This window comes from Mycetocola zhujimingii (genome assembly GCF_003065425.1).
Classification (GTDB): domain Bacteria; phylum Actinomycetota; class Actinomycetes; order Actinomycetales; family Microbacteriaceae; genus Mycetocola_A; species Mycetocola_A zhujimingii.
The window spans coordinates 1,472,282-1,494,510 of record NZ_CP026949.1; the positions used below are offsets into that span (position 1 = coordinate 1,472,282).

Here is a 22,229-nt window from a genome sequence, read left to right on the forward strand (position 1 = left end):
CCATAATTCTACAGGGAGGCGGGGTAAATTGCAGTAAACGTGCTGGCAGTCACAGCAACAACACAACAACCCAGCCAACTATTGAAACTGGCGACCCGAGAGGCTTTCGAGCCGGTCCATCCCAGAGAAAACAGCAAGCAAGAGGAACTTTGACAGTGAACGCGATCTCACAGGCAGCACGTCGATTCTGGGACTGGCTCCCGACGGGGGTCGATCGCCGGGTGCGCGTCATCGCGTGGCTCAACCTCGCAGCGCAGACGGCCCTGGTCGGCACGGGCGGCGCCGTGCGGCTGACCGGTTCAGGCCTCGGCTGCCCGACATGGCCGCGGTGCACCGCTGAGTCGTTCGTCAGCACCCCGGAGATGGGAATTCACGGCGTCATCGAGTTCGGCAACCGGACCCTGTTCTTCGTGCTCCAGTTCATCGCGCTCACCGCGCTCTTCTTCGTCCTCAAGTACCGTCGCCAGCGCCGCGACCTCTTCATCCTCACCGTCATTCCCGCGTGCAGCGTCCTGTTCCAGGCCGTCGTCGGTGGCATCACGGTTCTCAGCGGCCTCAACCCGTACGTCGTTGGTCTGCACTTCGTGCTCAGCGTCGTCCTCGTGGTACTCGCATCCGTCCTGGTGTACCGCGTGTACAACGGAAATGGCGAACGTACTCTCGCTGTCCCCCGCTGGTTTGCCATCACCACACACGTCACGACCTTCTTCGTCGCTGTCACGGTGATCATCGGCATCATCACGACGGGCTCAGGCCCGCACGCCGGTGACAAAGGCGCTGCCCGCAATGGGCTCGACTCAGAGTTGCTCCAGCACCTGCACGCATGGCCCGCCTACGTGACGTTCGGGCTCACGATCGTGCTCCTCGTCGCTGCAGTCTCCCTCGGCTTGGAGAAGATTCGGCGTAACCTCACGCTGCTGCTCGCTGTGGAACTCGTGCAGATCGCTGTCGGGTTGGCTCAGGCACGGATGGGGCTGCCCGAGATCCTCGTTGGTATCCACATGGTGCTCGCCTGCGTGCTCGCGGCCGCAATGACGGTGACCGTTCTCAGTATGAAGTCAACCGCGCCGGCACTCGTGGATGCGGAACCGGCGGAGGCCGTGCGCGCCTCGTAGGGCCAGTCGCACAACGAAGCCCGTGTCCGCCCTGTGCGGAGACGGGCTTTCGTGTACCTCCAGTTATGACGCGGGGGCGGTCGTGCGGGCCGGGATCACCGGCGGCTGACGCCACGAACCGCTGCTTCGAAGAGCAGATGCCACCGCGGATCGGACGGCGCAGGGAACGGAGGCACCGCGAACGGATGGCGCAGGGAACGGATGCGAAGCTGTCGCGGAATGCGCGTGTCGGTTGGCCGTCAATGGGCAGTGCGCTGCGCCGACGTGATCGCTGCCCCTTTGGAAACCGGACAGGCGGGCGACCGGGATTGGTCTAGAACGGAAGCAGCGGATCGATGCCGACCGCGAGGAACAGCAGCGTCAGGTAACTGATCGAACCGTGGAACACCCGCATCGGTGACACGTGCTCGTGCCGAATGGCCAGGTTGTAGAGGCGGTGCGTCTCAAAGATGAACCAGCCACCTGAGACGGCAGCGACGACCGTATAGACCACGCCCATCGATGCGACGGGGACGAGAAGGAGCGAGCAGGCGACAGTTGCCCAGGCATAGAGAATGACCTGGAGCCCGACCTGTGCGCGGCCGCGGACGACGGCAAGCATCGGCACTCCCGCTGACTTGTAGTCGTCGCGGTACTTCATCGAGAGCGGCCAGTAGTGTGGCGGGGTCCAGAGGAAGACAACGGCAAACAGGATGAACGGTGCCCAGCTGAGGGAGTTGGCAACGGCGGCCCACCCGATCAAAACCGGGAAGCATCCTGCGATCCCACCCCAGATGATGTTCTGGCTGGTCCAGCGCTTGAGCCACAGCGTGTAGATCACGACGTAGAAGAAGATCGCGCCGACCGAGAGAGCGGCGGTCAGCGGATTGGTCGTGACGTAGAGCCACACGGTGGAGAGAATGGCGAGCGACCATGAAAACACCAGCGCTTCGCGTGGCGACAGGACGCCGGTGACGAGTGGCCGGTTCTTTGTCCGTTTCATCACACGGTCGATGTCGCGGTCGATGTAGCAGTTGAACGCGCCAGCGGCTCCGGCGCTCATCGCACCGCCGATCACCGTGGCGAGAACGAGCCACAGGTTCGGGATGCCGCCTTGAGCGAGGATCATCACAGGTACCGTCGTGACGAGCAAAAGCTCCATCACCCGCGGCTTGGTGAGCGAGATGTAGCCCCTCACCTTGTCGGCACGCGTCACGCTGTGCGGCGCAACGCGGTCTTCTACTGCAATGTTCATTGCTCCTCTAACCGGTGGATTACCACCCAATTCTAGGTCATTGCGCGCGGGGCGTAAGGATCCGCCTGGTGGGCGGGTGCACTACCTATAATGAAGGTGCTCGCCAAACCGTTCGCTGGCTCAGAAAACCCGGATTCTTTTGCAACACGGGTGAAATCTGTCCATCGGCGCCAATGAAGCCAACAGGCGTGGGAACACGCTTCATCGGTGGGTCAGAGATGGCCCCCGATTCGAACGAGAAGGGTCCAATATAGTGGCAGCTTTGCAGTGGAACTCCATTGACGATAAGGCGGTTGACACCGCCAGACTGCTCGCAGCAGATGCGGTGGAGAAGGTTGGAAACGGGCATCCGGGAACGGCGATGAGCCTCGCGCCGGCCGCTTACCTCCTGTTCCAGAAAGTCATGCGCCGCGATCCCAAGGACCAGAACTGGCTCGGCCGCGACCGTTTCGTACTCTCGGTCGGTCACAGCTCACTGACCCAGTACGTCCAGCTCTACCTGGGCGGATACGGCCTCGAACTCGAAGACCTCAAGGCGCTGCGCACGTGGGGTTCACTCACGCCGGGCCACCCTGAGTACGGACACACAGACGGTGTCGAAATCACGACGGGGCCACTCGGCCAGGGCCTCGCATCAGCCGTCGGCTTTGCATACGCCGCCCGCTTCGAGCGCGGACTGTTCGACCCTGACACCGAAGCGGGCAAGAGCCCGTTCGACCACTTCGTCTATGTCATCGCCGGTGACGGCGATCTGCAGGAAGGTGTCACGAGCGAGGCATCGTCCCTCGCCGGCCACCAGGAGCTCGGCAACCTCATCGCGATCTACGACAGCAACCAGATCTCCATCGAGGACGACACGAATATCGCCTTCACCGAGGACGTCGCCAAGCGATACGAGTCGTACCACTGGCACGTGCAAACCGTTGACTGGAAGAAGACCGGCGAGTACGTCGAAGACATCCAGGCCCTCAACGACGCAATCGAAGCCGCAAAGGCCGAGACGGACAAGCCGTCGCTCATCATCCTCAAGACGATCATCGGCTGGCCAAGCCCGAAGAAGCAGAACACCGGAAAGATCCACGGATCCGCACTCGGTGCCGACGAGCTCGCGGCCGTCAAGGAAGTACTCGGCTTCGACCCGGCCGAGAGCTTCGTCGTCTCGGACGAGGTCATTGAGCACACCCGCAAGGCGATCGACCGCGGAGCCGAGCAGCGTGCCGAATGGCAGGCGGGCTTCGACGCGTGGAAGGCGGCCAACCTGGACAAGAGCGCTCTCCTCGACCGCCTTCTCACCGGCGAACTCCCCGAGGGCGTCGAATCGGCGCTCCCGGTCTTCGAACCGGGAAAGGATGTCTCCACACGGGCGGCATCCGGCAAGGTCCTCAACGCGCTTGGTCCCGTTGTCCCCGAACTCTGGGGTGGCTCTGCCGACCTCGCCGAGTCGAACAACACAACGATCGAGAGCGCGGAATCGTTCGTGCCGAGTGAGCACTCCACCCGCGAGTGGACCGGTAACAAGTACGGTCGGGTCCTGCACTTCGGAATCCGCGAACACGCGATGGGTGCGATCCTCAACGGCATCGTTCTTCACGGTCCTACCCGCGCCTACGGTGGAACCTTCCTGATCTTCAGCGACTACATGCGCCCGGCCGTCCGGCTTGCCGCGCTCATGAAGGTGCCGTCGATCTTCGTGTGGACCCACGATTCCGTCGCGCTCGGCGAAGACGGACCGACACACCAGCCGATCGAGCAGCTCGCAACGCTCCGTGCGATTCCGAACCTCGCGGTCGTTCGCCCCGGTGACGCCAACGAGGTCAGCTACGCCTGGCTCGAAATCCTCAAGCGCCGCGGCGGACCCGCCGGTATCGCCCTCACCCGCCAGAACATCCCGGTGTTCGAGCGTGGCGACGGCGAGGCGAGCGGAGACACCTTCGCATCGGCCGCAAATGTCGCGAAGGGCGCATACGTATTGGCCGAAGCACCCAACGGGACGCCGGATGTCATCCTCATCGCGACGGGTTCGGAAGTTCAGCTCGCCGTCGACGCTCGCGAAGCGCTCAAGGCAGACGGCGTGAATGCCCGCGTTGTCTCGGTTCCGTGCCTCGAGTGGTTCGAGGAGCAGGACGAGGCGTATCGCGAGTCGGTCCTCCCGAAGGCTGTCACCGCGCGCGTCTCTGTCGAAGCGGGCCTCGCGCTCACCTGGGCAGGCATCGTCGGCGACGGCGGCCGCTCGGTCTCGATCGAGCACTTCGGTGCATCGGCCGATTACAAGACACTTTTCAACAAATTCGGCATAACCACGGATGCCGTCGTTGTTGCCGCTAAAGAGACACTCGGCAAGTAACCGCCGGCTCAGAAGGAGTACAACATGACGAACTCAACACCAACAGCGCAGCTTTCCGGGGCCGGCGTCAGCATCTGGCTCGATGACCTCTCCCGCGGACGCATCGAAACCGGCAACCTGCAGGAACTCATCGACACCAAGAACGTCGTCGGAGTGACCACGAACCCGACAATCTTCGCCGGTGCGCTCAGCAACGGTGAGGTGTATGCATCGCAGGTCAGCGAACTCGCCGCACAGGGCAAGGACGTGACGGCGGCTGTATTCGAGATCACGACCGACGACGTCGCGCGTGCCGCTGACATCTTCCGACCCGTCTACGACGCGACCCAGGGCTTCGACGGCCGCGTGTCGATCGAGGTTGAGCCAGGTCTCGCCCACGACGCACAGGGCACCATCGAGCAGGCCAAGGCGCTCTGGGCCAAGGTGGACCGGCCCAACGCGATGATCAAGATCCCCGCGACGATCGAGGGCCTCGAAGCGATCACCGAGGCGATTGCGGCCGGGATCAGCGTCAACGTGACACTGATCTTCAGCCTTGACCGCTACCGCGCCGTCATCAATGCCTACCTCACCGGTCTTGAAAAGGCGAAGGCCGCAGGAATCGACCTGTCGACCATCCACTCGGTGGCATCCTTCTTCGTGTCGCGCGTCGACACCGAGATCGATAAGCGACTCACCGCAATCGGAACCGACGAGGCGCTCGCTCTCAAGAGCAAGGCCGGAGTCGCCAACGCGCAGCTCGCGTACGAAGTGTTCGTTCAGTCCTTTGCCACGGAACGCGCCGAGATGCTCCTTGACGCTGGAGCCAACATGCAGCGTCCGCTCTGGGCATCGACCGGTGTCAAGGACCCGAACCTGCCGGACACGCTGTACGTGACGCAGCTCGTCGCGCCCCAGGTCGTCAACACGATGCCGGAGAAGACACTCGAGGCGACGTTCGACCACGGTGTCATCGAGGGCGACACGGTCACCGGATCCTATGCCGCGGCTAACGAGGTACTCGACGCCATCGCTGCTCAGGGAATCTCCTACGACGAGGTGACACTGCTCCTTGAGAAGGAGGGTGTTGAGAAGTTCATCGTGTCGTGGAACGAACTCCTCGACACGGTCACCGCAGCTCTTGAGGCCGCAAAATGAGCTTCAAGATCTCGGTGAGCGGTGCGGCGGCTGACGCTGTCGCCGCCGTCGTTCCGACGCTGGTCGCCGACCTCGTCGCATCGAGCGTCACCGCGCAGGACCCCGCGCTGTGGGGACCAGACGCCGAGGACGAGTCGTCGAAGCGGCTCGGCTGGACCGAAGCATCCAGCGTGTCACGGCCGCTCGTGGCCGAAATCGAGGCGCTGCGCGAAGGGCTTGCTGCCCAGGGCGTAGATCACATTGTGCTCGCGGGCATGGGCGGTTCCTCTCTCGCGCCAGAAGTCATCACGCAGACACTCGGCGGCGACCTGACCGTCCTCGACTCGACGGCGCCGGGGCAGGTGCTCGCGGCCCTCAACGACCGCCTCGCCAGCACCGCCATCGTTGTGTCGTCCAAGTCAGGATCGACCGTCGAAACCGACAGCCAGCGCCGCGCATACGAGGCCGCGTTCACCGAGGCCGGCATCGACCCGCGTGACCGCATCATCGTGGTGACCGACCCGGGCTCCCCGCTCGACGCGTCGGCTCGCGAAGCCGGTTACCGGGTATTCAATGCAGATCCCAACGTCGGTGGCCGGTATTCCGCGCTCACCGCGTTCGGCCTCGTGCCGTCCGGGCTCGCCGGCGTCGACGTCGGCGCACTGCTCGACGAAGCCGACGCCATCGCCGTTGAACTCGCGGTCGATGACGCGCACAACCCCGGGCTCATTCTCGCGGCCGCGATGGCCGGGACCTCGCCGTTGAAAGACAAGCTCGCGATCGTCTCAGACGGAACCCACATTGTTGGCTTCCCCGACTGGGCGGAACAGCTCATCGCGGAGTCAACGGGAAAACAGGGCACCGGCATCCTCCCCGTTGTGGTTGACACTCTCGCGCCGGAGGTCACGGACTCCCCCGCCGACGTCCAGGTCGTTCGACTCGTTGACGATGCGGATGCCCCGCACCTGTTCGCCAAGGATCGTCACGAGGGCGAAATCCTCGTGAGCGGCACGCTCGGCGCTCAGATCCTTGTCTGGGAGTTCGCCACGGCGGTAGCCGGCCGCATCCTCGGGATCAACCCGTTCGACCAGCCCGACGTGGAGTCGGCGAAGATCGCTACGCGTGGTCTGCTCGACGCCCGACCGGAGCAGGCGCCCCCGCTGTTCGTCGAGAACGGCATCGAGGTGCGCGGAGACGCGAACCTGTTCGCCGGTGTCTCTACGGTGCGCGGTGCACTCGATGCGTTGCTTGCGACGCTCGGTTCCGACGGTTACCTCGCCGTACAGGCGTACGTCGATCGGCTCGCCCTCCCCCAGCTCGCCGGCGTGCGTCAGTTGCTCGCGGCCAGCACCGGCCGCCCGGTCACGTTCGGCTGGGGACCGCGGTTCCTGCACTCGACGGGTCAGTTCCACAAGGGCGGCCCCGCTGTCGGTGTATTCCTCCAGATCACGGAGAACGCGCCGGTCGACCTCGCCATCCCCGACCGTCCGTTCACTTTCGGCCAGCTCATCCAGGCGCAGGCCCAGGGCGACGCGACAGTGCTGGCCGAGCATGGGCGACCTGTCCTCGTGCTCAACTTCACCGACCCGGAATCGAACATCGTCTCGCTGTTCGAAGCCGTCAATTAGGTTCATCCGAACCGGATATACCGGCCATAACGGCCGTATCGAGGAGCTGTATGTCCCCCGTGGATATCACCCCGACGTTCAACCCACTTCGGTTGGACTCGGATCGACGCCTGAACCGTATCGCAGGCCCCAGCGGGCTCATCATCTTCGGAGTGACAGGCGACCTGTCACGCAAGAAGCTGATGCCGGCTGTTTATGACCTCGCGAACCGCGGTCTTCTTCCTCCAGGGTTCGCGCTCGTCGGATTCGCGAGGCGGGACTGGGCAGACCAGGACTTCATGCAGGTCGTGCACGAGGCCGTCAAGGCTCACGCACGCACGGAGTACCGGGAGGAAGTCTGGCAGCAGCTCGCCCAGGGCATCCGTTTCGTGCCGGGTGAGTTCGGTGACGATGCCGCGTTCGAGAAACTCAAGGAGACGATCGCGCTCCTCGACGTCGAGCGCGGGACCATGGGCAACCATGCGTTCTATCTCTCGATTCCGCCCAAGGCCTTCCCCGAGGTGACCGAGCAGCTGAGGCGCTCGGGGATGGCTGAGGCCAAAGCCGGTGAGTGGCGTCGTGTCGTCATTGAAAAGCCCTTCGGCTCGGACCTCGAGACCGCTCGTGAACTCAACGCCGTCGTCGAGTCGGTGTTCCCGCCGGACTCCGTGTTCAGGATCGACCACTACCTCGGTAAGGAAACGGTCCAGAACATCCTCGCCCTTCGGTTCGCGAACCAGATGTTCGAACCGATCTGGAACGCGAACTACGTCGACCACGTGCAAATCAGCATGGCCGAGGACATCGGTGTTGGCGGCAGGGCCGGGTACTACGACGGAATAGGCGCTGCCCGCGACGTCATCCAGAACCACATCCTGCAGCTCCTCGCGCTCACCGCAATGGAGGAGCCTTTGTCCTTCAATGCTGCTGACCTCCGTGCCGAGAAGGAGAAGGTGCTTGCCGCGGTGAGCCTGCCCGATGACCTCAGCACGGCGACAGCCCGCGGACAGTATGCCGGCGGCTGGCAGGGCGGTGAGGTGGTCACCGGTTTCCTCGACGAGGAAGGCATGAACCCCGAGTCGACGACGGAGACCTACGCCGCGATGCGCCTCGATATCAACACGAGGCGGTGGGACGGTGTGCCGTTCTACCTTCGCACCGGCAAGCGCCTCGGCCGGCGCGTGACGGAGATCGCCGTCGTCTTCAAGCGGGCACCGCAGTTCCTGTTTGCCGAGAGCCAGACGTCTGAACTCGGCCAGAACGCCCTGGTCATCCGGGTCCAGCCCGACGAGGGCGTCACCATCCGGTTCGGCTCAAAGGTCCCAGGTGCAGGCACCCAGGTCCGCGACGTGACGATGGACTTCGGCTACGGCCACGCCTTCACTGAAGCGAGCCCTGAAGCCTACGAGCGTCTTATCCTCGACGTCCTCCTGGGCGACCCTCCCCTGTTCCCGCGGCACCAGGAGGTCGAACTTTCCTGGAAGATCCTCGACCCGATCGAGGAGTACTGGGCAAGCCAGGGTGGTCCGCTCGAACAGTACCAGCCCGGGTCGTGGGGTCCGGCTTCCGCCGATGAGTTACTTGCCAGAGACGGCCGAGTTTGGAGACGCCCATGATCGTCGATCTGCCCGACACCACAACCAGCAAGGTGTCAAAGAAACTGGTCCAGCTGCGCGAGGACGGCGGCGTCGTCTCCCTCGGACGTGTGCTCACCCTCGTGATCGTGTCGCAACTCGGTGAGGAAGAAGAGGCCATCGAGGCCGCAAACGACGCCTCACGGGAACACCCCATGCGCGTGCTCGTGCTCTCCCGGATTCCCTCAGACGACGAGGGTGGTGCGAAGCCAGCGCGCATCGACGCTGAGATCCGTGTCGGCGGTGACGCCGGCGCGAGCGAAGTGATCATCCTCCGTGCCTATGGGGACGCAGCGGGCAACGAAGACAGCCTCATCAACGGACTGCTCCTTCCCGACACCCCTGTGGTCGCCTGGTGGCCCATCGAAGCCCCCGCCGACGTCGCACACACTGCGATCGGGCGGATCGCACAGCGGAGGATCACGGATGCCTCCGAGCACGAAGACCCGCACGCGGCGCTGGTGGAACTGGCCAGGACGCACACTCCGGGCGACACAGACTTCGCCTGGACCCGCCTGACCCTCTGGCGCGCCCAGCTCGCTGCGGTGCTCGACCAGCCCCCGTACGAACCGGTCACTGCCGTGACGGTCTCCGGCGCTGCCGACTCGCCGTCAACTCTCCTGCTGGCCGCGTGGCTCGGCATGCAGTTGCAGGTTCCCGTCGTGCAGGAGCTGACTCCGCGCGGCTCCGGTGACACGGGTATTCACGGTGTCCGGATGACGAGGGAGAGCGGGGACATCGTGCTGGAGCGCCCGCTCGACAACGTCGCGAAGCTGACCCAGCCCAACCAGCCGATCCATGATCTTTCGCTGCCCCGGCGCAGCATGCGTGACTGTCTCGCAGAGGAGCTGCGCAGGCTGGACCCGGATTCGCTGTACGGTGAAGTGATCACCAAGGGTCTCTCTCAGCTCGAGAGCGAAGCCCTGGCATCGGAAGGTACGAACTGAATGACGAATGAACGACGGGTGCTTGTCTCCGCAGACAGCGATGCACTCGCCGCATCGATAGCGGCACGATTCCTCACCAAGACAGTTGACCTCCTCGATGAAACCGAGTTTGTGAACATCGTCCTCGAGGGAGGACGCGTCGCGATGAAGGTTCTCGAGAGCATCAACTCATCTCCTGCCAGGGACAGCGTTGACTGGTCGCGCGTCCACTTCTGGTGGGGTGACGAGCGATGGGTGCCTGCTGATGACGCCGAACGCAACGACGGCAAGGCCAGGCGCGCGCTGCTCGATCACATCGATATCCCTGCCGAGAACGTGCACAGCTACCCGGCATCCGACTCGGGAATGACCCTCGACGAGGCGGCCCTTGCGTATGCGCAGACGCTCGCGGATCACTCGAACGGCGACGCCGGTCTCCCCCGATTCGACATCACCTTTCTTGGCGTCGGCCCCGACGGCCACACGGCATCGCTGTTCCCCGATCGACAGGAAGTGCTCGAGCGTGAGGCGACAGTCGTCGCTGTTCGGAACTCGCCCAAACCGCCCGCCGAGCGGCTGACCCTCACCCGTCACGCGATCAACTCGTCGCACCGGATCTGGGTCGAGATCTCCGGAGCGGACAAGGCCGCTGTCCTCGGACTCGCGCTTGCCGGAGCCGCATATACTGAGGTGCCCATCGCCGGCATCAAGGGCCGCAAGCGCACAGTGTTCTTCGTCGACCGTGCAGCGGCATCCGAGGTTCCCGAGAACCTCATCGCACCGACCTACTGACCTGCAACATGAAGAAAGCCCCTGTCAACCGACAGGGGCTTTCTTGTGTGTAATGCTGAGCGGCCTTTAGGCGGATGCCGTACCACGACGTGCGCGCAGAGCCTGAAGTGCCTCGTCGAGAAGCGCCTCGGCCTCTTCCTCCGTGCGGCGTTCCTTCACGTAAGCGAGGTGAGTCTTGTACGGCTCAAGCTTGGCGACCTCGGGCGGGTTCGCCTGGTCGCGTCCGGCGGGAAGACCGGACGACGGGCTGTCGATCGTTTCCGGGATCTCTTCGTCGGGAAGACTGGCGGCAAAGTACCGAACAGTCTCGTTTCCCAGTGCATCCCAGTACGAGACAGCAACACGGTCCGCGTGGAATCCGTGATCCTGTTCGCCCATGGGACCAGCACCAACGCGCGATCCCCTGATTGCGCTACCTCCGGCAGCCATATGTCCTCCTACGCACCAGTCGAGAACTTGGTGATGAGACCAAGCGCAACTATTGAACTAAACCAAATAAGACCGAGTACGACGGTAAACCGGTTGAGATTTCGCTCGGCAACCCCGGAGGATCCGAGGTTCGAGCCCATACCGCCACCGAACATGTCGGACAATCCACCACCGCGACCCTTATGCAAGAGGATGAGGAATGTGAGCAGGAGGCTCGTAACACCGAGCACCACCTGCAGTACGACCTGAAGTATCTCCACAAAGGACCTTTCACATGGCGGTCCATGGTTCCATGGACCGCCCCCAATTATAGCCTGAGGCCTGACGCGCTAAACGCCCACGTGCTTCTGGTAGCGAACGATGCTCGAGAACTCGTTGAGGTCAAGGCTCGCGCCACCGACGAGCGCGCCGTCGACGTTCGGCTCACGCATGAACCCGGCAATGTTCGCCGCCTTCACGCTTCCGCCATAGAGAATGCGGGTCTTGGCGGCCACGTCTTCACCCAGCGTCTCGCGAAGTTCGGCGCGCAGCGCGGCTGCAACCTGCTCTGCCTGTTCGGGAGTTGCGGCCTGGCCGGAACCGATGGCCCAGACAGGCTCGTAAGCAACAACGATGTCCGCGGTCGCGGACACTCCGGAAAGCGCGGCCTTCAGCTGGGCAACCGGGACGGCACTCGGACCGTGCTTCTCGAGGTCATCGGACGTCTCGCCGACGCAGATGATCGGAACCACGTTGTGCTTGATCGCCGCAGCGACCTTTCCGGCGACCTGCTCGTCGCTCTCAGCGTGCAACGTCCTGCGCTCGGAATGCCCGATGAGGACGTAGCTGCACTCGAGCGCCTTGAGGAACGCGCCCGAGATTTCGCCGGTGTATGCACCCGAATCGTGCTCGGAGATATCCTGACCGCCGAAAGCGATGGGCAGTTTGTCAGCCGAAACGAGGGTTTGAACGCTGCGCAGATCGGTGAACGGAGGGAACACCGCGACCTCGACACTCGCAGGGTCGTGCTTGGCATCGGCGAGGCACCACGCCAGCTTCTGCACAAACGCGATCGCCTGCAGGTGATCCAGGTTCATCTTCCAGTTGCCCGCAATGAGCGGAACGCGGTTTACTGCCATCCCAATACCTCCAGTCCTGGAAGGCGTTTGCCTTCGAGGAACTCGAGGCTTGCACCGCCTCCGGTTGATATGTGCCCGAACTGCGAGTCCTCGAAACCGAGCGCGCGAACCGCGGCGGCTGAGTCCCCGCCACCGACGACGCTCAGGCCGTCGGTTTCGGTGAGTGCCTGCGCGACGGTCTTCGTGCCGGCGGCAAATGGTGCGAGTTCGAAGACACCCATCGGGCCGTTCCAGAACACGGTTTTGGACGAACGGATGACGCCGGCGAAGCGCTCAGCGGTCTCCGGTCCGATGTCGAGCCCGAGGCCTGTCGCACCGAAGGCTGTGTCTTCGATGGCGTCCGCCGGCTGGACCACGTGTTCCGCATCGGCGCCGAACTTGCTGGCGACGACGACGTCGGTGGGAAGAATGATCTCCACCCCGAGCTTTTCCGCCTCGGCCAGGTAGTTCTTCACCGTGTCGATCTGGTCGGCTTCGAGGAGGCTCGCGCCCACCTTGTGTCCCTGTGCGGCGAGGAACGTAAAGAGCATTCCCCCACCGATGAGGAGCGTGTTCACGCGGGGAAGAAGGTGCCCGATGACACCGAGCTTGTCCGACACCTTCGAACCGCCGAGCACCACCGTGTACGGGCGCTCGGGTGACTCGGTCAGCCTGTCCAGAACGGTGAGTTCTGCGCTGATGAGCTCGCCCGCAGCGCTCGGGAGCAGCTTGGCCAGCTCGTAGACGCTCGCCTGCTTGCGGTGAACGACGCCGAATCCGTCAGAGACGAACGCGTCGCCGAACTGAGCGATCTTCTCGGCAAACTCGGTCCGCTCGGCTTCGACCTTGCTGGTCTCCCCCGGGTTGAACCTGAGGTTCTCGAGAACCACAACCTGTCCGTCGGAAAGGTTGCTGACGGCATCCGTCGCTGCCTGCCCGACGGTGTCTGTCGCGAAGGCGACATCCGTGCCGAGAAGTTCCGACAGTCGTTTGGCAACGGGAGCGAGGCTGTATTTGGCCTCAGGGGCGCCGTCTGGACGGCCCAGGTGAGACACAACGACGACGCGTGCTCCCTGATCGATGAGCGTTTTCAGCGTGGGAACAGACGCACGCACGCGCCCGTCGTCGGTGATGACCCCGTCCTTGAGAGGAACGTTGAGGTCACACCGAACGACGACGCGCTTGCCTGCGAGCGAGCCCAGCGATTCGAGAGTGCGAAGCGGCACGGCTAGCCCTGTGTCCTAGAGACGATCGGCGACGTACTCGGTGAGGTCGACGAGGCGGTTGGAGTAACCCCACTCGTTGTCGTACCAGCCGACGATCTTGACCTGGTTGCCCATGACACGCACGAGTCCGGCATCGAAGATGCAGGAGTGCGGGTCTGTGACGATGTCGCTCGAGACGATCTCGTCCTCGGTGTACAGCAGGATGCCCTTGAGGGGGCCTTCTGCGGCTGCCTTGTATGCGGCCTTGACCTCGTCGACCGTGACCGGGCGCGAGGACTCGATGGTGAGGTCGGTGATCGAGCCGGTCGGAACCGGTACGCGAAGTGCGAAGCCGTCAAGCTTGCCCTTGAGCTCGGGAAGCACGAGGCCGATGGCCTTTGCCGCGCCGGTCGAGGTCGGAACGATGTTGACCGCTGCTGCGCGTGCGCGACGGAGGTCGCTGTGCGGGCCGTCCTGGAGGTTCTGGTCGGCGGTGTACGCGTGGACCGTGGTCATGAGGCCGCGCTCGATGCCGAACTCATCGTTGAAGACCTTGGCGAGCGGCGCGAGGCAGTTCGTGGTGCACGATGCGTTCGAGATGATGTGGTGGTTCTCGGGCTCGTAGAGGCCCTCGTTGACACCCATGACGAACGTTGCGTCTTCACCCTTGGCCGGAGCCGAGATGAGAACCTTCTTGGCGCCAGCGTCGATGTGCTTCTTCGCGTCGGCGGCGTTCGTGAAGAACCCTGTCGACTCGATGACGATGTCGACTCCGAGCTCGCCCCATGGGAGGTTCGCCGGGTCGCGCTCCGAGAAGACCTTGATGGCCTTGCCGTTGACGACGATCTTCTCTTCGTCAAACTCGACAGTTGCGTCGAGGCGACCCGTGATGGAGTCGTACTTCAGCAGGTGGGCGAGCGTCTTGTTGTCGGTGAGGTCGTTGACGGCAACGATCTCGAGGTCGCTGCCCTTGGCAAGCGCTGCGCGGAAGTAGTTGCGGCCGATGCGGCCGAACCCGTTGATACCGATCTTTACGGACACGAATGTCTCCTGTTTCTTGAGCGCCGGAGCGCGTCTTCGGTTGTGCTGATGGAACGATGTGGAACTGACCCGGCGTCGGCATGAGCCCTGGCGCGCGGAAAGTCAGGACTAAGAGAGTAGCAGCAGGCCTTTGGTCTGCTCACGGGCGGCGACGAAACGGCTCTGGACGTTCTCCCAGTTGGTGATGTTCCAGAAGGCCTTGACGTAGTCGGCGCGCACGTTCTTGTAGTCGAGGTAGTAGGCGTGCTCCCAGACGTCGAGCATGAGGAGCGGAACAGTGCCTGCGGCGAAGTTCGACTGCTGGTCGAAGAACTGCTGGATGATGAGTCGCTGGCCGATGGAGTCCCAGGCGAGAACAGACCAGCCGGAGCCCTGCACGCCAAGTGCTGTGGCCGTGAAGTGCGCACGGAACTTGTCGAACGATCCGAAGAACTCGTCGATCGCTGCGGCGAGCTCGCCGGTGGGCTTGTCGCCACCATTCGGCGACATGTTCGTCCAGAAAATCGAGTGGTTGACGTGCCCGCCGAGGTTGAAGGCGAGGTCCTTTTCGAGCTTGTTGACGTAGGCAAGGTTGTCGGAGTCGCGCGCTTCAGCAAGCTGCGCGATGGCGGTGTTTGCGCCGGTGACGTAGGTCTGGTGGTGCTTCGAGTGGTGGAGCTCCATGATGGCGCCCGAGATGCTCGGCTCGAGGGCCGAGTAGTCGTATGGGAGTTCCGGGAGGGTGTATTCAGCCATTTATTTTTCTCCTCTTTGTGTGTCGCCAACTTGTGTGTCGCGAACGCGCCTGGACATTGTCCTGGCGACCTCTTTCAGTCTAGTCAGGTCAGTTCCCGGCGCTACGGGCTTGCGGCTACACCTCGTCGTAGTCAGGCGGGAGGTTTGCGTCTGTGCCTGGGAGCCCCAGGTCCGTTGCTCGCTTGTCTGCCATCGCGAGAAGTCGTCGGATCCGCCCGGCGATCGCGTCCTTGGTCATGGGAGGGTCGGCGTAGTGGCCGAGCTCGTCAAGGCTTGCCTCGCGGTGGCTGAGTCGGAGCTCGCCCGCGTACCTCAGGTGCTCCGGGATGTCATCGGCAAGGATTTCCATTGCCCGTTCGACCCTCGCGCACGCGGCGACAGCCGCCTGGGCTGAGCGCCGGAGGTTCGCGTCGTCGAAGTTGACGAGGCGGTTGGCCGTTGCCCTCACCTCGCGCCGCTGTCGGAGTTCTTCCCACGCCTTGACGGTGCCGTGAGCGCCCATGAGCACGAGCATTGCGCTGATCGCCTCGCCATCGCGAATGACGACGCGATGAACACCGCGTACCTCACGGGCCTTCGCCTGCACGCCGAGGCGTCCGGCGGCGCCGACGAGAGCCATCGCGCTCTCGTTGCCAGGGCAGGTGATCTCGAGTGCGGCCGAGCGCCCGGGGTCGGTCAGTGATCCGGCTGCCAGGAAAGCGCCTCGCCAGACCGCAGCGAGTTCCGCTCGTGACCCTGTCGTGAGCCGGTTCGGAAGACCACGAATGGGGCGGCGACGCGCGTCGAGGAGCCCGGTCTGCCTGGCCAGTGTCTCGCCGCCGTCAACAACGCGCACGAGGTAATACTCACCACGCCGCGATGTCGATGGACTCACCGAGACCACTTCGCTTCGTACACCGTAGAGTTCGGCAAGCGCTTTCCGCACCCGCCTGGCGAGGTGCGGGGTATCGAGTTCGCTCTCAATGGCGATACGGCTGGAGATCAGGTGAAGCCCACCGCTGAAGCGCAGGGTGGATGTCAGCTCAGCGGCGCGTACCGTTGTCTTCTCTTCAACGATGTTGGCCAATTCTTCTTTGACCTCAGCAGTCAGTGCCAAGCGGGATCCTTTTCTCATCAGTGTTTGTCGTGTGTGCGCCTGGCCGTGGCCGTTGACGCTGTGGCTTATTCTTTGCCGAGGTCGCGGTGCTTGACGTTGACGGCGACTCCGGGGAGTTCCTTCAACTTGTCAGCGAGTGCGTTCGCGATCGCGACCGAACGATGTTTGCCGCCGGTGCAGCCGATGGCGAAGGTCGCAAATCGTTTGCTCTCGTGCTGGTAGCCGTTCAGAACTGGCGCGAGGGCCTGTGCATACGCGTCGGTAAACTCCGACGCGCCCGGCTGACCGAGTACGTACTCGCGAACCTCGGGGTCGAGTCCAGTATGCGCCCGCAACTCGGGAACCCAAAACGGGTTGGGCAGGAACCGCGCGTCAGCGATCATGTCAGCGTCGAATGGCGCCCCGTACTTGAAGCCGAAACTCATGATCGTGAGCTTCACGCCTGGGGTCCCCTCGGCGGCGAAGAGCTCGGCAACGCTGTTCGCGAGCTGGTGCACATTGAGGTCAGACGTATCGATCACAATGTCGCTTGACTCGCGGATGGTGGCGAGCCGCGCCCGTTCGGTCGCTATGCCGTCGAGGATCGTGCCTCCACCCTGGAGCGGATGCGGCCGGCGAACGGCGTCGAAGCGTCGCACGAGTGCCGAATCAGTCGCGTCGAGGAAGATCACCCTGAGCTTTGTTCCGTCGCGGAGCGACTGGATCATCTGCTGCAGGTCGGTGAAGAAATCCCGACCGCGGACATCGACGACCGCGGCGATCCGCGGGAGTGCGCCCTCCGCGTGGCCTGCGAGGTCGACGAGGGGGCGCAGCATCTGCGGGGGAAGGTTGTCGACCACGTACCAGTCGAGATCCTCGAGCGCGTTGGCGACCGTGGATCGTCCGGCTCCGGACATCCCCGTCACAATCAGGACTTCCTGGTTCGGACTCGCTTCGTCTGGCACTGTTCACTCTCCGATTGGCCCGATGGGACGTTGCCCTCTGGCTGGACTTCCAGCCTACCGACTGTTGGCGCGCTGGCGGTCCCGGAGGGTGTCTGCGATGGTCTGCGCGAGCGCGGGTCCGACCCCCTTCACAGCGGCAATAGCCTCCGGGGTCGCCTCGCGCATTGCCGCAACCGATCCGAAGTGAACCAGGAGCGCCTTCACGCGAGCGGGCCCGAGGCCGGGAATCTCTGTGAGCACGCTGGTGATGTCGCGCTTGCGTTTGGTGCGCTGGTAGGTGATCGCGAACCTGTGCGCTTCGTCTCTCACCCGCTGCAGGAGGAAGAGCGCCTCGGAGTTGCGCGGGAGGATGACGGGATAGTCGTTGTCGGGGAGCCAGATCTCCTCGAGTCGTTTCGCCATGCCCACCAGCTGGATGTCTGTCCGCCCCGACTCCTGGAGGGCGCGTTGGGCGGCCTGCACCTGGGGCTGGCCGCCGTCGACGATAAGCAGTTGCGGCGGGTACGCGAACTTCTTTCGTTTCACGTCGTCAGCGACGATCCCGTCCGCTGTTGGGTCAGATTCCGGATCAACGGTTTCAGGGGTTGTGAGGTACGCCAGCCGTCGGCTCAGGACCTGGTAGATCGAGTCGGTGTCGTCCGTGGACGACGCGATGCTGAATCGGCGGTACTGGTCCTTCCGCGCGAGGCCGTCTTCGAAGACGACCATCGACGCCACGATGTTGGTTCCCGAGAGATGCGAGACGTCGAAGCACTCGATCCTGAGGGGCGCCTGTTCCATCCCGATCGCTTCCTGGATGTCGGTCAGCGCCTGGGAGCGGGCGACGAAATCGGCCGTCCTCCGCATCTTGTAGAGCTGCAGCGCGTTTTTTGCGTTGAGATTCGCCGTCTGCATCAGCGCGGCCTTCTCTCCGCGCTGGGCGGTCTTGAGCCGGACACGACCTTTGCCACGGATGCCGGCGAGCCAGGTTTCGAGTTCGTCGGCGTCTTCGGGGAGTTCCGGGACCAGAACCTCCCTGGGCACGTCGGTGGCAGAGCCGTCGTACGCGCGTTGAAGGATGCTATCGACGAGTTCCCCGGTCGACAGGTCGAGTTCCTTGTCGACGGTCCACGACCGGACACCGCGGATCCGGCCACCACGAACGATGAACTGCTGGACCGCAGCCGAGAGTTCGTCGTGGACGACGCCGAAGAGGTCAGCGTCCACCGAGTCCTTGAGAACAACGGCGCTCTTCTCGAGCACCGCCTCGAGCGCCTGAAGCCGATCGCGATACCTGGCAGCGTTCTCGTAGTCCTGCCGTGCCGCAGCGTCTTTCATTTTGCGGGTGGCATCCGTGACGAAGCGACGATCGTGACCGGCCATGAAGCTCACGAAGTCATCGACCATCGCCCGGTGCTCTTCGAGCGTCACCTTGCCTGAGCATGGTCCACCGCAGCGTCCGATCTGCCCGGGGAAGCATGGCTTGCCCGACTGCATGGCCCGTTTGTAGCTGGAGTCGGAGCAGGTGCGGATCGGGAACGCCTTGATCATCAGATCGATCGTGTCGTGAACCGCCCAGATCTTCGGATACGGGCCGAAGTACCTGGCGCCCTTGATCCGCGGGTTGCGGGTGACGAGAACGCGCGGAGCCTCGTCGGCGAGGGTGATCGCCATGTATGGGTAGGTCTTGTCATCGCGGAACTTGACGTTGAACGGCGGATCGAACTCCTTGATCCACGTGTACTCGAGCTGGAGTGCCTCAATGTCGCTCCCGACAACGGTCCACTCCACGCTGGACGCGGTCGTGACCATGCGGCGGGTTCGCTCGTGCAACGTGTGCAGCGGCGCGAAATAATTGCTCAGTCGCGCCCGGAGATTCTTCGCCTTGCCGACGTAGAGCACCCGGGATGTCTCGTCTCGAAATCGATACACCCCGGGGCTCGTCGGAATTTCGCCCGGTTTGGGGCGGTAGCTCAGTGGTGGTGCCACCTATCCGGCCTTACGCGCCTGAACCTGTTCGGCCTCGAGTACTTCGTTGAGGTAGAACCCCGTGTGGCTCTTCTTGACCTTCGCGATCTTCTCGGGGGTGCCTGTCGCGAGCACACGCCCGCCGCCGGCGCCACCCTCGGGGCCGATGTCGATGATCCAGTCGGCAGACTTGATCACGTCGAGGTTGTGCTCGATGACGATGACGGTGTTGCCCTTGTCGACGAGGCTGTTCAGTACGAGGAGGAGCTTCCGCACGTCTTCGAAGTGCAAGCCTGTCGTTGGCTCGTCGAGGACGTAGATGCTCCTGCCGTTTGTGCGTTTCTGCAGCTCGGTCGCCAGCTTCACGCGCTGCGCTTCTCCACCGGACAGCGTCGTCGCGCTCTGGCCGAGCCGGACGTAGCCGAGTCCGACCTCGACGAGGGTCTTGAGGAAACGGTGGATCGAGGTGATGGCCTCGAAGAACTCAGCGGCCTCCGCGATCGGCATGTCGAGTACCTCGGCGATGTTCTTGCCCTTGTAGTGCACCGACAGGGTTTCGCGGTTGTACCGCGCTCCCCCGCAGACCTCACAGGCGACGTAAACATCGGGCAGGAAGTTCATCTCGATCTTGATCGTGCCGTCACCGGAGCACGCCTCGCAGCGGCCGCCCTTGACGTTGAAGCTGAACCGGCCGGGCAGGTAGCCGCGCGCCTTCGCCTCGGTGGTTTCGGAGAACAGGGTGCGGATGCGATCGAACACGCCGGTGTAGGTCGCCGGGTTGGACCGCGGTGTGCGACCGATCGGCGCCTGGTCGACGTGGATCACCTTGTCGAGCTGGTCGAGCCCCGTGACGCGCGTGTGCTTCCCGGGTACCTTGCGTGCACCGTTGAGTTTGTTCGCGAGAACCCGGTACAGGATGTCGTTGACGAGGGACGATTTGCCGGAGCCGCTCACGCCGGTGACCGCCGTGAAGGTGCCGAGCGGGAAATCGACGTTGACCTTGCGGAGGTTGTTCGCCTCTGCACCGACGACCGAGATAAGCCGCTCGGGGTCGACCGGGCGCCTCGTCTCGGGAATCGGGATCTCGCGGCGTCCGGCGAGGTAGTCACCGGTCAGCGATTCGGGGTTCTCGAGCAGGTCTTCGTACGACCCGGAGTGGACGACGCGACCGCCGTTGACGCCGGCACCTGGTCCGATGTCGACGACCCAGTCAGCCGTGCGGATCGTGTCTTCGTCGTGTTCGACAACGATGAGCGTGTTTCCGAGGTCGCGGAGGGTGACGAGCGTCTCGATCAGCCGGCGGTTGTCACGCTGGTGCAGACCGATGCTCGGTTCGTCGAGAACGTACAGCACACCGGTGAGGCCGGATCCGATTTGGGTGGCAAGACGGATGCGCTGTGCTTCGCCGCCGGAGAGTGATCCGGCGGTTCGTGACAGGTTGAGGTAGTTGAGGCCGACCTGAATCAAAAAGTCCAGCCGCAGTTTGATCTCGCGCAGCACCTGGGCCGCGATCGCGGACTCGCGGGCGGTCAGTTCCATCTGGTCCATGAAGGCGCGGGCATCGGTGAGGCTGAGCTCGGCGACCTCAGCGATGTTGGTGCCGTGGATGAGGACGGAGAGGACTTCGGGCTTGAGGCGCTGGCCGTTGCACACGGGGCACGGAATCTCCCGGAGGTACTCGCCCCACCTGGCGCGCTGCACATCGGTTTCGGCCTGGGCGTACTGGCGCTCGATGTACGGCATCACCCCTTCGAAGCCCGAGGTGTAACTGACCTCGCGGCCGTAACGGTTCTTCCACTTGACCTTGACCTTGAAGTTCTCGCCGCGGAGGACAGCCTCCTGGACCTTCTTCGGAAGGTCAGCCCATGGCGTCCGCAGGGAGAAATCGAGGTCGCGGGAAAGCCCGTCGAGCAGCTTCTCGTAGTACTGGTAAAGGCCCTTGCCCTGCGTGGTCCACGGGATGATGACACCCTCGTCGATGCTGAGGCTCGGGTCGCCGATGAGGAGGTCGGCGTCGACGGACATCCGAGTGCCGAGGCCGGAGCACTCGGGGCATGCTCCGAACGGAGCGTTGAAGCTGAACGTGCGCGGCTCGATCTCGGTGAGCTGGATCGGGTGGTTGTTCGGGCACGACAGCTTCTCGCTGAAGGTGCGAACCGCGTCTGGTCCTTCTTCGTCGACGAGCTTGATCTCTACGAGCCCGTCGGTGAGGCGCAGCGCGGTCTCGAGCGAATCGGTCAGTCGGCTGAGGGCGTCAGGGCCGGCGACGAGACGGTCGACGACGACCGAGATGTCGTGCTTGTACGACTTCTTGAGTGTTGGGGGCTCCGAGAGCTGAACCTGCTCGCCGTCGACGACGGCGCGGGCGTAGCCGCTCGCTGCCAGTTCCTTGAAGAGGTCGACGAACTCGCCCTTCTTCTGCGAGACCACGGGGCTCATCACCATGTAACGCGTGCCGGTCTCGAGCTCCATGAGCTGGTCGGCGATCTGCTGAACGGTCTGCCGTTGGATCGGCTCGCCACACTGGGGGCAGTGCGGAACTCCGACTCGCGCCCACAGGAGGCGCATGTAGTCGTAGACCTCGGTGATCGTGCCGACGGTCGAGCGCGGGTTGCGGTTCGTAGACTTCTGGTCGATCGACACGGCGGGGCTCAGGCCCTCGATGAAATCGACGTCGGGTCGATCTACCTGGCCGAGGAACTGACGCGCGTACGCCGAGAGCGACTCGACGTATCTCCGCTGGCCCTCGGCAAAGATCGTGTCGAATGCGAGCGACGACTTGCCCGAGCCGGAGAGGCCGGTGAATACCACGAGAGAATCGCGCGGGATGTCAAGATCCACGTTGCGCAGGTTGTGGACGCGTGCGCCTCGCACGCTGAGTTTTGACGTTGAATTTACCTTCGATATCGACACCCCTCGAGTCTACGATGACCCACTGACATGAAGCTGGGCACGGGGGCACAATGA

18 protein-coding genes are annotated in these 22,229 nt (G+C 63.7%); 7 read left to right on the plus strand and 11 right to left on the minus strand.

Features of this window, described 5'->3' with window-relative positions; genetic code table 11:
* Positions 1-155: 155 nt before the first annotated feature.
* Positions 156-1,115: a COX15/CtaA family protein gene (locus C3E77_RS06990; RefSeq protein WP_234031331.1), complete on the plus strand. Its 960-nt coding sequence runs from the start codon at positions 156-158 to the stop codon at positions 1,113-1,115.
* A gap of 313 nt (positions 1,116-1,428) precedes the next feature.
* Here the strand turns inward: C3E77_RS06990 and C3E77_RS06995 are convergent, their stop codons facing one another.
* Positions 1,429-2,349: a heme o synthase gene (locus tag C3E77_RS06995; RefSeq protein ID WP_108390970.1), complete on the minus strand. Its 921-nt coding sequence runs from the start codon at positions 2,347-2,349 to the stop codon at positions 1,429-1,431.
* Between the two features lie 253 nt (positions 2,350-2,602).
* On the opposite strand from C3E77_RS06995, the gene tkt reads away from it, so the two are divergent.
* The 6 genes from tkt to pgl are packed head-to-tail and all read left to right on the plus strand — an operon-like array spanning position 2,603 to position 10,768.
* The gene (tkt, locus tag C3E77_RS07000) at positions 2,603-4,693 is read left to right on the plus strand and encodes a transketolase (RefSeq protein ID WP_108390971.1); all 2,091 of its coding nucleotides are present in this window, start codon (positions 2,603-2,605) and stop codon (positions 4,691-4,693) included.
* 24 nt (positions 4,694-4,717) lie between these two features.
* On the plus strand, positions 4,718-5,830 hold the full coding sequence (gene tal, locus C3E77_RS07005; protein WP_108390972.1) for a transaldolase: 1,113 nt from the start codon (positions 4,718-4,720) through the stop codon (positions 5,828-5,830).
* Entirely contained in the window at positions 5,827-7,437 is a 1,611-nt protein-coding gene (locus C3E77_RS07010; RefSeq protein WP_108390973.1) for a phosphoglucose isomerase-related protein, read from the plus strand. The genes tal and C3E77_RS07010 overlap by 4 nt, the downstream gene beginning before the upstream one ends.
* Before the next feature lie 50 nt (positions 7,438-7,487).
* A complete protein-coding gene (zwf, locus tag C3E77_RS07015; protein ID WP_108390974.1) occupies positions 7,488-9,032 on the plus strand; it encodes a glucose-6-phosphate dehydrogenase in 1,545 nt (514 codons plus the stop codon).
* Positions 9,029-9,997 (plus strand): glucose-6-phosphate dehydrogenase assembly protein OpcA, encoded by a 969-nt coding sequence (locus tag C3E77_RS07020; RefSeq protein WP_108390975.1) that lies wholly within the window; start codon positions 9,029-9,031, stop codon positions 9,995-9,997. The genes zwf and C3E77_RS07020 overlap by 4 nt, the downstream gene beginning before the upstream one ends.
* A complete protein-coding gene (gene pgl / locus C3E77_RS07025; protein ID WP_108390976.1) occupies positions 9,998-10,768 on the plus strand; it encodes a 6-phosphogluconolactonase in 771 nt (256 codons plus the stop codon).
* Positions 10,769-10,834: 66 nt separating this feature from the next.
* Here the strand turns inward: pgl and C3E77_RS07030 are convergent, their stop codons facing one another.
* From C3E77_RS07030 to uvrA, 10 genes are all read right to left on the minus strand, one after another.
* On the minus strand, positions 10,835-11,197 hold the full coding sequence (locus tag C3E77_RS07030) for an RNA polymerase-binding protein RbpA (protein ID WP_108390977.1): 363 nt from the start codon (positions 11,195-11,197) through the stop codon (positions 10,835-10,837).
* 8 nt (positions 11,198-11,205) lie between these two features.
* Complete coding sequence (secG, locus tag C3E77_RS07035) at positions 11,206-11,457, minus strand: preprotein translocase subunit SecG (protein ID WP_108390978.1); 252 nt, start codon at positions 11,455-11,457, stop codon at positions 11,206-11,208.
* Positions 11,458-11,526: 69 nt separating this feature from the next.
* Positions 11,527-12,315, minus strand: a complete 789-nt coding sequence (gene tpiA / locus C3E77_RS07040; protein WP_108390979.1) for a triose-phosphate isomerase — start codon at positions 12,313-12,315, stop codon at positions 11,527-11,529.
* Positions 12,306-13,520, minus strand: coding sequence for a phosphoglycerate kinase (locus tag C3E77_RS07045; RefSeq protein ID WP_108390980.1), 1,215 nt, complete (start codon positions 13,518-13,520; stop codon positions 12,306-12,308). Before C3E77_RS07045 ends, tpiA begins: the two co-directional genes overlap by 10 nt.
* A gap of 15 nt (positions 13,521-13,535) precedes the next feature.
* On the minus strand, positions 13,536-14,540 hold the full coding sequence (gene gap, locus C3E77_RS07050; RefSeq protein ID WP_108390981.1) for a type I glyceraldehyde-3-phosphate dehydrogenase: 1,005 nt from the start codon (positions 14,538-14,540) through the stop codon (positions 13,536-13,538).
* A gap of 108 nt (positions 14,541-14,648) precedes the next feature.
* A complete protein-coding gene (locus tag C3E77_RS07055) occupies positions 14,649-15,275 on the minus strand; it encodes a superoxide dismutase (RefSeq protein ID WP_108390982.1) in 627 nt (208 codons plus the stop codon).
* Between the two features lie 115 nt (positions 15,276-15,390).
* Positions 15,391-16,371, minus strand: coding sequence for a DNA-binding protein WhiA (whiA, locus tag C3E77_RS07060; RefSeq protein WP_108390983.1), 981 nt, complete (start codon positions 16,369-16,371; stop codon positions 15,391-15,393).
* Between the two features lie 65 nt (positions 16,372-16,436).
* Entirely contained in the window at positions 16,437-17,315 is an 879-nt protein-coding gene (gene rapZ / locus C3E77_RS07065; RefSeq protein WP_257791026.1) for an RNase adapter RapZ, read from the minus strand.
* 54 nt (positions 17,316-17,369) lie between these two features.
* A complete protein-coding gene (gene uvrC, locus C3E77_RS07070) occupies positions 17,370-19,283 on the minus strand; it encodes an excinuclease ABC subunit UvrC (protein ID WP_108390984.1) in 1,914 nt (637 codons plus the stop codon).
* A complete protein-coding gene (uvrA, locus tag C3E77_RS07075; protein WP_108390985.1) occupies positions 19,284-22,175 on the minus strand; it encodes an excinuclease ABC subunit UvrA in 2,892 nt (963 codons plus the stop codon). It lies immediately after the preceding gene.
* Positions 22,176-22,229 lie beyond the last annotated feature (54 nt).